General features: G+C 64.7%; 14 protein-coding genes. 7 read left to right on the top strand and 7 right to left on the bottom strand.

The window, feature by feature from the left end:
* Positions 1–100: 100 nt before the first annotated feature.
* Positions 101–727, top strand: a complete 627-nt coding sequence (locus QCE62_RS28860; RefSeq protein ID WP_309925840.1) for a LysE family translocator — start codon at positions 101–103, stop codon at positions 725–727.
* Between the two features lie 23 nt (positions 728–750).
* Here the strand turns inward: QCE62_RS28860 and QCE62_RS28855 are convergent, their stop codons facing one another.
* Positions 751–1,983, bottom strand: a complete 1,233-nt coding sequence (locus QCE62_RS28855) for an ROK family transcriptional regulator (protein WP_309925839.1) — start codon at positions 1,981–1,983, stop codon at positions 751–753.
* Between the two features lie 215 nt (positions 1,984–2,198).
* On the opposite strand from QCE62_RS28855, the gene QCE62_RS28850 reads away from it, so the two are divergent.
* Positions 2,199–2,408: a hypothetical protein gene (locus tag QCE62_RS28850; RefSeq protein WP_309819565.1), complete on the top strand. Its 210-nt coding sequence runs from the start codon at positions 2,199–2,201 to the stop codon at positions 2,406–2,408.
* Positions 2,409–2,426: 18 nt separating this feature from the next.
* On the opposite strand, the gene QCE62_RS28845 is transcribed toward QCE62_RS28850, so the two are convergent.
* From QCE62_RS28845 to QCE62_RS28835, 3 genes are all read right to left on the bottom strand, one after another.
* Positions 2,427–5,396 (bottom strand): putative bifunctional diguanylate cyclase/phosphodiesterase, encoded by a 2,970-nt coding sequence (locus QCE62_RS28845; protein ID WP_409017932.1) that lies wholly within the window; start codon positions 5,394–5,396, stop codon positions 2,427–2,429.
* Positions 5,397–5,575: 179 nt separating this feature from the next.
* On the bottom strand, positions 5,576–6,352 hold the full coding sequence (locus QCE62_RS28840) for an N-acyl amino acid synthase FeeM domain-containing protein (RefSeq protein WP_309925836.1): 777 nt from the start codon (positions 6,350–6,352) through the stop codon (positions 5,576–5,578).
* 555 nt (positions 6,353–6,907) lie between these two features.
* A complete protein-coding gene (locus QCE62_RS28835; RefSeq protein ID WP_309819560.1) occupies positions 6,908–7,330 on the bottom strand; it encodes a hypothetical protein in 423 nt (140 codons plus the stop codon).
* A 318-nt stretch (positions 7,331–7,648) separates the two neighbouring features.
* Here QCE62_RS28835 and QCE62_RS28830 point away from each other — a divergent pair, with 318 nt between their 5' ends.
* Positions 7,649–8,869, top strand: coding sequence for an EAL domain-containing protein (locus QCE62_RS28830; RefSeq protein ID WP_309925834.1), 1,221 nt, complete (start codon positions 7,649–7,651; stop codon positions 8,867–8,869).
* A 13-nt stretch (positions 8,870–8,882) separates the two neighbouring features.
* Here the strand turns inward: QCE62_RS28830 and pip are convergent, their stop codons facing one another.
* On the bottom strand, positions 8,883–9,857 hold the full coding sequence (gene pip / locus QCE62_RS28825; RefSeq protein WP_309925832.1) for a prolyl aminopeptidase: 975 nt from the start codon (positions 9,855–9,857) through the stop codon (positions 8,883–8,885).
* Between the two features lie 165 nt (positions 9,858–10,022).
* On the opposite strand from pip, the gene QCE62_RS28820 reads away from it, so the two are divergent.
* Entirely contained in the window at positions 10,023–10,736 is a 714-nt protein-coding gene (locus QCE62_RS28820) for a lysophospholipid acyltransferase family protein (RefSeq protein WP_309819555.1), read from the top strand.
* A 7-nt stretch (positions 10,737–10,743) separates the two neighbouring features.
* On the opposite strand, the gene QCE62_RS28815 is transcribed toward QCE62_RS28820, so the two are convergent.
* Positions 10,744–11,112, bottom strand: coding sequence for a response regulator (locus QCE62_RS28815; protein WP_309925831.1), 369 nt, complete (start codon positions 11,110–11,112; stop codon positions 10,744–10,746).
* A gap of 196 nt (positions 11,113–11,308) precedes the next feature.
* On the bottom strand, positions 11,309–12,247 hold the full coding sequence (pcaQ, locus tag QCE62_RS28810; RefSeq protein ID WP_309925830.1) for a pca operon transcription factor PcaQ: 939 nt from the start codon (positions 12,245–12,247) through the stop codon (positions 11,309–11,311).
* Positions 12,248–12,363: 116 nt separating this feature from the next.
* On the opposite strand from pcaQ, the gene pcaH reads away from it, so the two are divergent.
* The 3 genes from pcaH to QCE62_RS28795 all read left to right on the top strand — a co-directional run bounded on the left by pcaH (position 12,364) and on the right by QCE62_RS28795 (position 14,071).
* Positions 12,364–13,065, top strand: a complete 702-nt coding sequence (pcaH, locus tag QCE62_RS28805) for a protocatechuate 3,4-dioxygenase subunit beta (protein ID WP_309819549.1) — start codon at positions 12,364–12,366, stop codon at positions 13,063–13,065.
* A 5-nt stretch (positions 13,066–13,070) separates the two neighbouring features.
* Positions 13,071–13,679, top strand: a complete 609-nt coding sequence (gene pcaG / locus QCE62_RS28800; RefSeq protein ID WP_309925829.1) for a protocatechuate 3,4-dioxygenase subunit alpha — start codon at positions 13,071–13,073, stop codon at positions 13,677–13,679.
* Positions 13,680–13,765: 86 nt separating this feature from the next.
* Entirely contained in the window at positions 13,766–14,071 is a 306-nt protein-coding gene (locus QCE62_RS28795; RefSeq protein WP_309925828.1) for a DUF2288 domain-containing protein, read from the top strand.
* Position 14,072: the final 1 nt, after the last annotated feature.

Here is a 14,072-nt window from a genome sequence, read left to right as displayed (position 1 = left end):
GGGTAAAGCCGCTCAAAGACGCGAATGCGTGTCTGAAATTGCCATAAATCGCCGCGCGCGGCATGGCACGATAGAGCCCTCGCAAAGGAGTTTCAACATCATGGTTTCGGCACATTTGCTCTGGGTTTTCATCGGCGCGCTCGCCATCGTCTACGCGTTGCCAGGGCCCGACATGGCGCTCGTCCTGCAAACGAGCGCGACCCGGGGCATCCGCCATGGCGTCGCGGTGGCGTTCGGACTGGCCTCCGCCCGTGCCACGCATGTGACGCTCTCGGCGCTCGGCGTCGCCGCGCTGTTGCGCAGTGCGCCCTGGCTCTATGACGGCGTGCGCATCGCGGGCGGCCTGTATCTCGCCTATGTCGCGATCCAGATCTTCCGCTCGCCGGCCTTCGGACTCGATACCCCGCCCGCCGGCGCCGGTGCGCCGACGCTGCGCGCCGCCTATGCGAAAGGCATTCTGAGCAGCATCCTCAATCCCAAGGCGCTGCTCTTCTGCTCCGTATTGCTGCCGCAATTCGTGCATCCGGAAGCCGGGCCGGTGTGGTCGCAAGTGCTTGAACTGGGCGTGGTGCTGGTGCTTGTCGGCATGGCTTTCGACCTCGCGCTGGCCGCCGGCACCACGCATCTCTCCGGCTGGCTCAAGCGCCATCCGAGAGCGCAGACCGTGCAGCGCTGGACCTTTTCGGCCGCACTGCTTGCCTTCGCCGTGCGGCTGTCGCTGGACTGAAGCGCGCGGCCTTCGCGGGCGAGTCAGCTTTCCAGCGGCTTCAGAAAGAGTTCGTGCTTCGGCGCGAAATGCGCATAGAGCGGCAGGATCGCGCCGCCCATCGCGCGGGCGTCGGGGCCGATCTGCCCTTCCACCAGACGCGGCCGCGTCATGCCTTGCCAGTCGAAACCGGACAGGGCCTGATCCGTGGCACGAATCACTGCGCGCAGCAGCGTGCGATCGATTTCCCCATCGATCACCACCGCCTCCAGATCCAGCAACGCCGACGACGACGCGATCCCGTGCGCGATGGCCGGACACGTCTCGCTCATCCATGCTTGCGCGAGCGGCCGCCAGGCGCTGGACCACGCGCGTGCGTCGTGCGCCGCCTCGGCGGGTGCGCCCGCGGCGGCCAACGCCTTCTCCAGCACATACACCGATGCCGTATTGAGCAGTTGCCCCGGCTGCCCATCGCTGGCACTGCGGGTGAGCGGCAGGGAACCGATCGCGCCCGCATTGCCGCCGGGGCCCGCGTGCAGCCGGCCATCGATCACGAGTCCGCCGCCAATGAAAGTACCGATAAACACGTACAGAAAATTGCGCAGACCGCGCCCCTGCCCCATTACGAGTTCGGCGGCGCAGGCGGCGGTCGTGTCCTTCGCGAACTCGACCGGCAACGCGGTCATCGCGCCGATGCGCGCGCGGATGTCGATCTCGTTCCACGCCGCGAGCGCGTCGGGAGGCGTGTCGAAGAAATCGCGCCAGCCGCCGAGCCACAGAGGCGCAGCCACGCCGATTCCGGCGATCTTGCTTGCGTGCTCGCCGAGCGCGGCCGTCACGCGCGCGAGACGCTTTTCGAGCGCCGGAAACAGCGTGCGCGGATCGGGATAGGCATAGTCGAGGGTTTCGCGCGCGCGCACGCTGCCGGCGAAGTCCATCGACAGCACATCGAGACTGCGCCGCCCCACTTTCACGCCGATCGAAAACGCGCCGTCCGCGCGCAACGAAATGGGCACCGACGGCTGGCCAAGCCGTCCCGGCACGCGCGTGCGCGGTTCCTTGGCGAGCAGGCCGTCGCCGATCAGATGATCGACGATCAGCGAGACCGTCTGCATCGAGAGCCGCGTGAGGCGGGCGATATCGGCCTTGGGCAGCGCGCCGTGCAGGCGGATGGCCTGCAGGACGATGCGCTCGTTGAACTGGCGCATGCCCAGCTGATTCGAGCCGATGGATTGCGTGGAGGCCGGAGACGCCCGCTCGAGCTTGGGTTCAGGCATCGGCGCGGGCCTCGTGGCGCGGCCGCGCGCGTCGGACAACTTTCATGGACAGGTCCCCGTGTGGCTCATTCTGCTGATTTTATCGGGTAAGGCCGCCTGCTCCGCTTCCGGCAAGCACGTGAGCGCCTGACTTGATGGCCCGAACCGTTATTTTTGACGCGATTTTTAGTCGGTTATGTTCGGCGCAGGATCATTCATTAAAACCTCGCCGAAACATGAGCACACTCGAAGCGCTGCACGCCATCGTCAACGACGACAACGCGCCCCAGATCATCCGCGATCACATCGTCGATTCGCTGCAGTTCGCGCTGCGCAATCACCCGGGCTATTTCACCCGCAAGGAAATCCAGTGGCTCGCGCAATGGGACGACACCCGCATTCCCATCGCGGCAAGCAAGATTCTCAACGAGATGGACACCGCGTGATCGACGGACTGGCGCGCTTCAGTGCGTGCCCGACGCGCGCGCCTGCCAGTCGTAATTGAAGACGGTGGCCTGGACGGGCTCCGAGAGTCCTTCCACAAAGCTCACCACGTCCGGATCCTTGAGGAAGCTCGCCGCCGAAGCCGCCGTGAGAATGGCGGTGCTCTCCTGCGGCCGCGCAACGAGGTAGCCCTGCACGTAATCGACGCCGATCTCCTGCAACGCCCGCAAGGTATCCAGGTCCTCCACCCACTCCGCGACGCTGCGCATGCCGAGATTACGCGCCAGCGCGACGATCGCCTCGACGATCGCGATATCCGCCGGATGCGCGCACATCGAGCGCACGAACTCGCCGTCGATCTTCAGCGCATCCGCCGACAGCGCCTTCAGATACTTGAATGACGTGTAGCCGGCGCCGAAGTCGTCGAGCGCGATCTTGCCGCCCATGTCATGCACGCGCGCGATGAAGCGCTGCGTGTTCTCGAGATCGTGCAGCGCCACGCTCTCGGTGATTTCCAGGCAGAGGTAATGCACGATGGACTGGTAACGGCCGAACAGCGCGAAGATGTCCTCCATGAACTGCTCGTCGTTGAGCGAGCCGCCCGACAGGTTCACGCAGATGAACTGCGTGTTGGCCAGCAGATGCTGGTGCGCCTCGATCCATTCGAGGAGTGTGGAGATGACCCAGCGGTCGATGGCCGCGATATTGCCCGACTCCTCCGCCGCGACGATCACCTTGCCGGCGGGCAGCGTGGCGCCGTCGGGCGCGCGCATGCGCAGCAGCACTTCGAAGTTGAGCGATTCGGTGGGCGCCGCGAGCGACATGATCGGCTGCATGACGAGGAACAGGCCCGGCGGCAGGCGATTGCGGCCGAGCGTCTCGACCAGCCTCAATTCTTCCGCGCGCTCCTCGAACGCGGCTGCGCCCTTGCGATACGTGACCAGATGCGTGTGCGCGACCTTCTTCGCCTCGCGGCACGCGCGGTCCGCGTGCGACAGCGCTTCCTGCACGCGCACGCCCTGCGAACATTCGACCAGGCCGATCGACGCCTTCACCTGGAACGCGCGATTGCCGACCTGATAAGGCGCGTCGGAGAGGATGGAAATGAGCTCGCGGCATTGCGCGATGGCCTCTTCGATCGACGTGTCGTGCATCACGCAGACGAACTCGTCGCCGCCAATACGCCCTACCGGATAGCTGCGCGCAAAATGCGCCCGCGTGCGCGCCGCGACCTGGCGCAGCACTTCGTCGCCGCTGCGATGGCCGAACAGGTCGTTGACGAGCTTGAAGCGGTCGAGATCGACATAGGCCAGCGCCCAGGGCAACGTTTCATCGCTTTGCGCGGCGATCGCCTTTTCGATGCCGCGCCGGTTCAGCGAGCCGGTCAGCGGATCGTGTTCGGCGAGGAAGCGCAGGCGCTCGACGGCCTTCGAGCGCTCGGTCGTATCCTGCAGCGAGCCTTCGATCCAGCCGTTCGAGCGAATGGCCTTCAGCAAATAACGACGCTCGCCGGTGCCGCGTTCGGGCGAACCGCTCATTTCGAGTTCGCCGTCGCTGCCCTTCGACGCCAGCGCCTGCAGCGCTCCCCAGGCGCCCGCCTCGAAATAGTCGTTCCAGTGGCGGATCTTGTAGTCGGACTTCTGCAGGTCGAGCATCGCGCGCAAGGACGGATTCGCGCGCACGAAGCGACCTTCGGCATCGAGCGTGAAAAGCCCGATGGGCGTGACTTCGTAGGTGTTGCGCAGTTCCATCTGCGCCTGACGGCGGAAATCGCGCTCGGCGCGCATCTGCTCGGCAATGGCGAATGCCGCCATCATGCTCGACGACAACGCGGCCATCACGGTATTGACGCCGCCGACCAGGAACTTCAGGCCGAAGGCCGCGCCCAGGACTTCGGAAAAGGTGGCGAACAGCACGACCGCGAGCGAGGCCACATACCAGAGGACGGTGCGCGAGCGCGCCATCCACACGAGCCGGACAAGGAAGAACAGCAGCACACAGATGCCGAAGCCGGCGATGACCCACAGCACCGGAATGAAATACGCATACGGCAGCGCGAGTGCAGCGGCGAGCAGCACGATGCCGACGTATTGAATGACCCGCAGCAGCCACCGGTATCCGACGACTCGCAGTTCACGCCTGAACAACTGCTGAAACAGCGCGGCGGTCAGCAGGTAATAAGCGGCGAAGGTAATTTGCCGCAACGGCTGAAGGTAATCCGACGGCAGCATGCGGCCGAGCCATTGCATGTCCCAGCCCATTGCATTCGCGCACAAGCGCAAATTGCCGACCAGCCATACCGCAAAAATCACATAGGTCCACTCGTGATTGATCAGCGCGGTGACAAACACGAAAACGGCGAGCGTCAGCAAGCCGCCGGCAATCAAACCCGAGCTTTCCTGAAAATCGAGCGCTGAACTGCGCAGGCCTTGCCATTCCCAGGCAAAAGCGTTGATTTGCGCGGGACCTGAAAATGTGCCTTTACAGAGAATGTTTTCAGATTGGCGCAGGCGGCCCGCCTGAATGTAATAACCGGCCTTGACCGGATGCATATAGCCGCTGACGCTGTCACGGTCCGCCGTCCCCAGCGGCGCGAGCGTGCTGGCATTCCAGCAGGCGAGAGTCTGCGCGTGGCGCGACGGCAATTCCGCAGCCGTCGACGCGTCCGCGCTCATACTGGGCAAGGTGAAGCCGAACCAGATGGGTTTTTCGGAAAGACGCGTGCTGTAGCTTGTGACCGGCGCGGTCCCGTGCAATGCCTCGAGGGCGTCGGCAGGGTCGGTGATATCGCTCCGATCGGCGACAACCTGTAAAGAAAGCGGAATGGCGCCGCGGGTTTCATATTGGCGCGGCAGAAAATAAAGCGTGGCCAGCGTGCCGAGCAGAATCAGGACGGGCACGGCATAAACCGCGACGACATAAAGCGCGTCGTCGATCCACGAGCCGCTGCGTCTGATACGCGAAAGGGAAGCTGGAATAACCGACGCCATACCTGGAAAAACCCCCGTGTGCGCCGACGCCCGATGCGTCTGCGCAAAGCGGCGGCGGAGCCGTGTGAATCCCCGGGCGCCGCCGCTTCTGGCCAACCGGACCGCTCCGTGTCCGGTTTTTTTTGCTATTACCGTCCTAGATACGACCGTACTTTTTTACCCGCACGAGACCCATATTTTTACCGTCCGTAAGCCATCAACGGGGTCTTGGAACATCCTACCGTTTCCCACTCAAAAGATAAATCTACAGAATGCAAATCGATGTCCGGATGGTGCGTATTGACCATGTAGTTGAACAGCGGATGACGCGCCTCCTCCCAACGCTGGCGCGCGGCGGCGACATCCTTGGCCAGCACCCGGTGGGGCAGGCCGCCGACATGCGTCATCGGCAGGAACTCGTTGACGCCGAACACGTCCTTGAAGAGCATCGCTTCGTACTCGCGGTCCAGCGGCGTACGCGCCGTGATCACCATGTAGTCGATCTCGTGCAATTCGCACAGCATCCACAGCGCCTTGCACAATGCCACCTTCACCACCCGTCCCACCATTCCGCCCGCCACGCCGAGCCGGGTCGCTTCCGCGAGCCGGCTGCCGGCCAGTTCGTCGGGCAGACGCACCGACTGCTCCACCGCCAGCGGGCTGTAAGCATTGGTCTGAATGCGCATGGTGCCGAGCGGCGCGCCATCGAGCTTCGATTCCGCCAGCAGCACGACCGTACCGCGCTCGCGGTCGGACGATTCGATGGTCATCGTATCGGCGAATTCGGGCAGATGTCGCCCATAGGCCGAACGTCTGATGCTCACGGCCTTCTGGAGCCCCGCATCGTCACGGACGATACGAATCGTAAACGGCATCCGCTCCGTTTTCTGAAGCGTGGGCACCACGGTGAGAGTCGGACGGGCCGCTGCTTCAGTCAGGTTAGCGGCGGTGTGATTGGCAAGGTTAAGACGATCCATTTGTAATACCCCATTTTTTCTTGGCGATTGGAAAGGTCCGTGTGTGAAGGACGGTTTTGGGTGAGTTCCTCACACACGGCTCAACGAGCCTCTCACGAAGTCAAATACGGGGGTGCGCGCTTGCCGCCGTTTCCCAGCAAATTTCAGGCTAAAGCATTGGAGGAAAGCTTCTAATCGACGAATCGACCGTCAGACAGCCGCCGCAAGCCGAAATATGCATATGCGCTACCGATATATGCGGGCCGGAAATTGAGTGAAATGGCAACCAGGGCGTGCTGTGCTGACGACGTGAGAAGCCTGATGAAGAATAGCGTTCGAAAAACCTTTTCGGAGGACATCGTAAATACTGGAAAACACGGGAAAAACGCGACGCGGTAACGTTTGCTGTCCGCGGCGCTTCGCAGATCCTGCGAAATGGCATAAATGGAGAAAATCCGGATTCACCCCGAATGGAATGAACAAACAAAAGCGGACGCTCTGCGATGAGAGACGTCCGCCTTTGGCACGACATAATCATGTCGGGCGTGTGAATGACGACAAAACAGTCTGAAAAAATCAGTCGTCTTCGTCGAGCCAGGGAATATCCACGTCGGTAATGAACGCGACCATCGCGAGCGGCTTGCCTTCCTGACGGCCGAGATTCCCGTCAGCCCGTTGCCATTCGCAGCGGAAAATCGTGGCCGGGGTATCGGCGAGCAGGGTTACGGTGCGGATTTCATCCGGATCGTTTTCCTCGACCGGGCCATCGAGCGAAATCAGCAATTGCTGCGGCCAGACGCCGTCGGCGGGATCGTAGATCTTGTCGCCATCGTGAATGACGACGTGCGCTTCAACGCCGATGGTCGCCGATGCCTCGACGATCATCTTGCCGAGTGCGCGGAGCACCGCGGTGGCGCGGCCCGAGTTGGCCTGACGGATCGCGAGATCGCCGCGGGTCAGCGCCTGTTCGAGTTTCGGGTTGGTTTTTTGTTGCGCCATCAGTCTCTCTCTAGGGTTCGTTGCAGCGTTCGACGAGCGACACGCGGCAGAAGTTGCAGGCGGATCATACCGCCGCATCAACAAAGATAGGTCGCGGCGGCCGAGGCGGCAATCCGGGCGCGCAGTGCAGACGTCTGGACGACCGCTGCTCAAGTTTGAGCACGATCAGCCGATATTGCCCACATCCCCACGAAAACGCGTGACTGCCGTGTTGTTCATCGACCTGTCTGCCATTTTCTGCGCTCGTCCGACGGCGCGCGCGTCCCTCGAGCCGAATACGGCCGTCGCGCAGGCGACGCCGGTCTCCGCCGTCTGAACGTGGCGACCGCACGGACGCAAATCGTCGACGGGATCACGCTGCGCACGCACCTGCAGCCGATCTACAGCCTGCCGCATCAGCGCGAGGTCGGCTACGAGGCGCTGCTGCGCGGCGATGCGGGCGATGGCGCGCTGATCGGCCCGTTCGATCTGTTCGGGCGGGCGATCGTCGCGGGCACGCTGACCGAACTCGACCGCATGAGCCACGTCACGCATCTGCGCAACGCCGCGCCGCTGCTGCCGCCCGCGCAATGGCTCTTCCTCAATATCAATCCGGCGACCTTCACCGATCCCGGCTATGCCGCACGGCTCGCCGCGGCCACGCGCGGCGCGGGTTTGGCGCCAGAGCGGCTCGTGATCGAAGTGCTCGAATCCGGCGGCACCGATGTCGTCGAAATCGCGCGCGCGACGCACGCGTTCCGTGCGCAGGGCTTCCTCGTCGCGGTCGATGACTTCGGCGCGGGCCATTCCAATATCGACCGGCTGCTCACGCTCAGGCCGGATATCGTCAAGCTCGACCGCAGCCTCGTGCGCGCGAAAAGCGCCCACATGCGCGACGCGCTGATGCCGAAGCTCGTCGATCTGCTGCATGAATCGGGCATGTTCGTCGTGGCGGAGGGCATCGAGACGGGCGAGGACCTGATGCTCGCCGCGCGCTCGAACGTCGACTTCGTGCAGGGCTATCTGTTCGGGCTGCCCGCCGCGCAACTCGCCGCGCGCGGCGCGGCCACGCCGCTTTTCGAGGACGTCTTCGACCAGCTCGCCCACCTGCGCCGCGCCGAGCGGCTGGCGGGCGATCTGCTGGTGCTGCCGTATCGTGCGGGGCTGTTGCAGGCAGCCGAGCGCTTCGCCGCCGGCGCCGCGACGCACAGCGCCTGCGCCGAACTGCTCGCCCTGCCCTGCACCCTCAGTTGCTTCTTTCTGGATCAGGCGGGCCGCGAATTCACGCCGGGGCTGGCCGGTTCCGCCGCGAAGACGCCCAGCGAACGTTTCGCGCCGATCGCCGACCCGGCGACGGGCCGCTGGGACAACCGCCCGTATTTCGTCGATGCCCACGCCAACCCGCAGCAGGTCATTACCAGCGCGCCGTATCTCTCCGTGACGGGCACCTCGCTGTGCGTGACGCTGACCATCGCGACGCAACGCGCGTCGAAGCCCGTCGTGATCGGCGCGGATCTCGACTGGCGGCGTCTGATTGAAGACGCGCCCGCGATTCTCTGAGCCGCTCTCCTGCCTAGGCCTGCTTGACCGCGCCGGCAAGCGCTGCCGCGCCCGCGCGCAGCGCCGCCACATTTCCGGTCTCGAAAGTCCAGTGCCCCGCCGCATCCACGATCGACAGGTGCGCGCCGGGCCAGTGAGACGCGAGCGCGCTCGCCTGGTCGGCCGGGCACACCATGTCGAAGCGCCCGTGCACGATCCGGCAAGGCAGATGCGCGATGCGCGCAACCTGCGGCAGCAGCGGCGCCGGCGGCAATTCGTGCGCCATGTAGTGGCGTTCGAGCAGGGCCATCGAGATTGCCGCGGCATTGGCTTCCGCGCTCGGCCGCTTCGCCTCGTCCGACGGTTCCTTCTCGGGCTTGTTCACGACCGACAACGTGGTTTCGTAGCGGGTCCACGCACGCGCGAGCTGCGTACCGGCTTCGTCGAAACGCGCGAGCGGCGCCTCGGTCAATTGCAGGATCTCCGGCGCGCTGGCGGGCCGCTTGCCGCTGGCTGTCTCGATGGCGTCGAGAAAGGCGCGATGCGCATCGGGAAAGACGCGGCGCACGTCCCACAGGAACCAGTCGATGTCCTCACGCCGCGCCAAAAAGATGCCGCGCAGCAGGAAGCCGAGACAGCGCTCGGGATGCGCGACGCCGTAGGCCAGCGCGAGCGTCGTGCCCCACGAGCCGCCGAACAGCGCCCAGCGCTCGATCTGCAACGCCTCGCGCAGTTTTTCCATGTCGCCGACCAGCGCCTCGATGCCGTTGTGCTCCAGCTTGCCGAACGGCGTGGACTTGCCGCAGCCGCGCTGGTCGAAGAACACGACGCGCCACGCGTCCGGCTCCAGCACGTCCGCCCATTTGAGGTTCATCGCGCCACCGGGGCCGCCATGCACGACGAGCATCACCGGCGCGTCGCGCGGACCTTGTGCCCGCCAGTAGATCGAATGGCCGTCGCCCACTTCGAGCATGCCTTCGTCGAAATCCCTGGGCGCCTGATTTTCCATGAGCTCGCTTCCCTGCGTGATGGTTTGACCGGGGGTCCATTGTTGCATCGCTCGCGCGGGGCCGCTGGACGCGTCGCCCGCCGCAGCCGCCCCGGCCAGGCCAGGCCCGATACGCTATGCTTGCGGCTTGCTCCGCTGTCACCCACCCGTCATCTTGTGAATCCGATGCGCCGCACCCTCGTCAAGTGGCTGTTCGCCACGTATCTGCTCGGCAGCGGCATCGTCTGGTCGATCCTGATCCTGCCGCTGTTTCCCTTCGTGGGCCGTAACGGGCGCTACCGGCTTGCAAGGCTCTGGTGCCGCGCGATGGTCACGATGATGCGCGTCATCACCGGCGTCACCTGTTCCATCGAAGGTCTGGAGCACCTGCCGGCGGGACCGTGCATCATCCTGTCGCGGCATGAATCGACCTGGGAAACGCTGTCCTTCATGGCGCTTTTCCCGCGCCGCATCAGCTTCGTGTTCAAGCACGAACTCATGAACATCCCGTTCTTCGGCTGGGTGCTGCGCGGGCTCGACATGGTGAGCCTCGATCGCGGCTCGATCCGCCAAGCTCACGGCGCGGTAACGCGCGAATCCGCCGTGCGGCTGAAGAAGGGCGACTCGGTGGTGATCTTCCCCGAAGGCACGCGCGTCGCGCACGATGCGCCGCTCAAGCTGGCCTCGGGCGGCGTGCGCCTCGCCTGCGCGGCGCGGGTGCCCGTCGTGCCGGTGGTCCACGATGCCGGCAAGGTATGGCCCGCGAAAGGCTGGCCGGACCGGGGCGGACATATCCGCGTGATCGTTACGCCGTGCCTGCCGCTCGACTGCGAGATCCCGCAGCAACTGAACCGGCTCGCGCAAACGCAGATGGACGAAGCGCTGGCGATTCTGCGCTAGCCATCCCTCAGTAAAGTGGCCGCTTCTTCGCGGCGCACAAGCGGTTGACGGCGGAAATGAGCGTTTCCATGTCGACGGGCTTGCGCAGGTAGCCGTCGTAGCTGACGAATGCCGGCGGATTCGGATGGCCCGAAATCATCAGGAAAGGGATATGCGAGAACGCCGTGTCGTTCTTCATCGTCTGGCACAGCAGCGCGCCGCCCAGGCCCGGCATCATCCAGTCCGAAACGACGATATCCACTTGCTGCTCGCCGAGTATCGTCAGGGCGCCATTGCCGTCGAACGCGCATAACACGGTGCAGTCCTCGCCCTCCATGCAGAGGGTCCAGGCTTCGATGGTGGCGGGGTCGTCGTCGACGAGCAGTACTGTCTTCATCTTGCGAACATGTTCGGGGTACGGTGCGGTCAAACGGTGGCAACCATGACGCGGGCGGAATCTGCTTCTGACCGTCGTGGCCCGCATTCGTTGCAGCCGCGCCGTTCCTCCACCCTATCGTCATAGTATTTCTTTCGCGCCAGATCTGCGCGGTAAATGCTCCTTAAGCAACTTGCGCGCCGCTCATGCCTTCCGGTCATTTGCTCCCGGCACGGCCCCTGCCCGCTTCCCGCAGCGCATCGACCAGCGTCTCCTCCACCGGCGTGCGCGCCGCGTCGTTGCGGCGGATCAGGCCGATCGGCTCGTCGGTGCCGGCGAACGGCATCGGCAAGGCGGCCAGCAGCCCGAGCGCGATGTCCTGCTCCACCGCGCCCGCGGGTACGAACCAGACGGCATCGTTGTTCAGCGCGAGCGAACGTCCAAGCGACACCGACAGCGTCTCGACCAGCGCCGTCAGCGCATGCGCGCCGAACGCGGTCAGCACGCTTTCAGCCGACTGACGAATCAGCGTGCCGAACGGCGGCACGACGATGGCAAAGCGCGCCAGCAGCGCGGGCGTCAACGGCGTTTCCAGCGTAAGCGGATGTTCGCGCCTTACCACCACCGCCAGTGGTTCCCGATAAATCTGCTCGAATGACAGCCCGTGCATGGCCTCCGGCTCGGACAGCCGGCCGACCACCAGATCCACCTCGCCCGCCTTGAGCTTTTCCAGCAGCAGCGCATTCGAATCTGTCCAGACGGACAGCGACACCGCCGGCCACTGCTGCCGGAACGACAGCAGCGCCGGCGACAGCAGCACGGGCGCGACCGTCGGCAGGATGCCGATGGAGATGGAACCGGGCACGTCGCCGCGCTCGCGCAGCAGCATGTCGACGCCTTCCCGCAGCGACGCCACGCACGCGCTCGCATGCGGCGCGAAGAGGCGCCCTTCGCGGGTCGGAACCGCGCCGCGCCGGCCGCGCTCGAACAGACGCACGCCCAGCATCGATTCCAGTTCCCCGATGGTCTTCGACACCGCCGGCTGGGTGATCGACAGACTGTCGGCCGCGCGCTGCACGCTGCCGAGCTGCGTGACGGCCAGGAAACACTGCAGATGCCGGAACTTGACGCGGGTGTTGGTGAAGTCGGTATCCATGAGGATTGGTTATGCAAGATGGCACGAAACATCATTTTCCATAACTTGCGTCGTTCTATAAAGTACTTGTCAGAAACACCGGGTTCGGACCTCACAAAATTCAAGGAGACAGTCGAATGACCTCCCCCATCCTCACGCCGCGCGACTGGGAATCCCATCCGCCGTATCTGTCGCCGGGCTACAAGTCGTCGGTGCTGCGCAGCCCCGGGCTGCCGCTGATCCCGCTGAAGGAAAACCTGCGCAATCGCCGCGTGCCGGTCTACGGCGCCGACGACCTGGGCGTGCTCGACGCCGACCTCACCCGCAACGCCGCGAAGAACGGCGCGCCGCTGGGCGAGCGCATCGTGGTGACGGGCCGCGTGCTCGACGAGGGCGGCCGCCCCGTGCGCAACACGCTGGTGGAAGTGTGGCAGGCGAACGCGGCGGGCCGCTACGTGCACAAGGCGGATCAGCACGACGCGCCGCTCGACCCGAACTTTCTCGGCGCGGGCCGCTGCCTGACCGACGACGAAGGCCGCTACCGCTTCATGACGATCAAGCCCGGCGCGTATCCGTGGGGCAATCACACGAACGCATGGCGCCCGAACCATATCCACTTCTCGCTGTTCGGCGAGTATTTCGGTTCGCGTCTCGTCACGCAGATGTACTTCCCCGGCGACCCGCTGCTGGAACTGGACCCGATCTTCCAGGGCATCCCCGAACAGGCGCGCAACCGTCTCGTGTCGCGCTTTTCCATCGACACCACGCAGGAAGGCTACGCGCTCGGCTACGAATTCGACATCGTGCTGCGCGGCCCCGACCAGACGCCGACGGAGTGAACCCCATGACCACGCTCAAGCAAACCCCTTCGCAGACCGTCGGCCCGTACTTCGCCTACGGCCTGGTTCCCGAGCAGTACAACTTCGACCTGAAGAGCCTGTTCACCGCATCGGCGGCGGACCGTGAGGTGCCGGGCGAACATATCGCCGTGGTCGGCAATGTGTTCGACGCCGAAGGCAAGCCCGTCAACGACGCGCTGCTCGAAGTCGCCCAGGCCGATGCCTCGGGCCGCTATGTGCAGAGCGTGCAGGAAGCGCGCGAGTCGGGCTTTCGCGGCTTTGCCCGCGTCGGCACGGGCACGGATCCGAAGCTGCGCTTCATCGTCGATACGGTGAAGCCCGGCAAGACCGCTGACGATTCCGCGCCGCATCTGGACGTGATCGTGCTGATGCGCGGCATGCTGCTGCATACCTACACGCGCATCTATTTCGAGGACGAAGCCGAAGCCAACGCGAAGGACGCGGTGCTGCAGAGCGTTCCGGCCGAGCGCCGGCATACGCTGATTGCGAAGCGCGAGACGGGTCCGGCGGCGAAGCCGGGATCGTCGGGCAGCATCTATCGCTTCGACGTCCATCTGCGCGGGCCGAACGAGACGGTGTTCTTCGACCTGTAAGACACGCGCGGCAGAAGTCAGAACAGAAGGCGTCCGGCACTGCGCTATAGTGTCGGACGCCTTTCGTTTTCTCCCCGCCTCACATCATGTCCGACGCCTCCACGCCCAGCCCGCTCTACGCCCGGCTCCTCGGTGAAACCGCCCAGATCGGCTGGTCCGAACTCGAACGCTTCTTCGCGCAGGGCAAGCTCATCTGGGTCAAGGGCGATCTCGATCTGGTAAGCGTCGCGGAAGCCGTTGCCAATGACGACACCCGCCAGGTCACGCAATGGCTCTCGGCCGGGCTCGTCGAGCGCATGCAGGCCGAAACCGCTGCCGATCTCGCCGCGCGCGACCCCGAATTGTGGGCGGTAGTGACGTCGCCGTGGGTCTGCGTGCAGGAACGCGGCTGAG

It is taken from the genome of Caballeronia sp. LZ033, assembly GCF_031451265.1.
In the GTDB taxonomy this organism is placed as follows: domain Bacteria; phylum Pseudomonadota; class Gammaproteobacteria; order Burkholderiales; family Burkholderiaceae; genus Caballeronia.
This window is presented reverse-complemented; position numbering and strand designations above follow the sequence as displayed.

Excerpts from the sequence above, each read along its gene's own strand:
- QCE62_RS28860 (WP_309925840.1), top strand. The coding sequence starts at position 101 with ATGGTTTCGGCACATTTGCTCTGGGTTTTCATCGGCGCGCTCGCCATC.
- QCE62_RS28815 (WP_309925831.1), bottom strand. The coding sequence starts at position 11,112 with ATGAAGACAGTACTGCTCGTCGACGACGACCCCGCCACCATCGAAGCC.
- QCE62_RS28855 (WP_309925839.1), bottom strand. The coding sequence starts at position 1,983 with ATGCCTGAACCCAAGCTCGAGCGGGCGTCTCCGGCCTCCACGCAATCC.
- QCE62_RS28795 (WP_309925828.1), top strand. The coding sequence starts at position 13,766 with ATGTCCGACGCCTCCACGCCCAGCCCGCTCTACGCCCGGCTCCTCGGT.
- pcaH (WP_309819549.1), top strand. The coding sequence starts at position 12,364 with ATGACCTCCCCCATCCTCACGCCGCGCGACTGGGAATCCCATCCGCCG.
- QCE62_RS28850 (WP_309819565.1), top strand. The coding sequence starts at position 2,199 with ATGAGCACACTCGAAGCGCTGCACGCCATCGTCAACGACGACAACGCG.
- pcaQ (WP_309925830.1), bottom strand. The coding sequence starts at position 12,247 with ATGGATACCGACTTCACCAACACCCGCGTCAAGTTCCGGCATCTGCAG.
- QCE62_RS28845 (WP_409017932.1), bottom strand. The coding sequence starts at position 5,396 with ATGGCGTCGGTTATTCCAGCTTCCCTTTCGCGTATCAGACGCAGCGGC.
- QCE62_RS28840 (WP_309925836.1), bottom strand. The coding sequence starts at position 6,352 with ATGGATCGTCTTAACCTTGCCAATCACACCGCCGCTAACCTGACTGAA.
- QCE62_RS28835 (WP_309819560.1), bottom strand. The coding sequence starts at position 7,330 with ATGGCGCAACAAAAAACCAACCCGAAACTCGAACAGGCGCTGACCCGC.
- QCE62_RS28820 (WP_309819555.1), top strand. The coding sequence starts at position 10,023 with ATGCGCCGCACCCTCGTCAAGTGGCTGTTCGCCACGTATCTGCTCGGC.
- pip (WP_309925832.1), bottom strand. The coding sequence starts at position 9,857 with ATGGAAAATCAGGCGCCCAGGGATTTCGACGAAGGCATGCTCGAAGTG.
- pcaG (WP_309925829.1), top strand. The coding sequence starts at position 13,071 with ATGACCACGCTCAAGCAAACCCCTTCGCAGACCGTCGGCCCGTACTTC.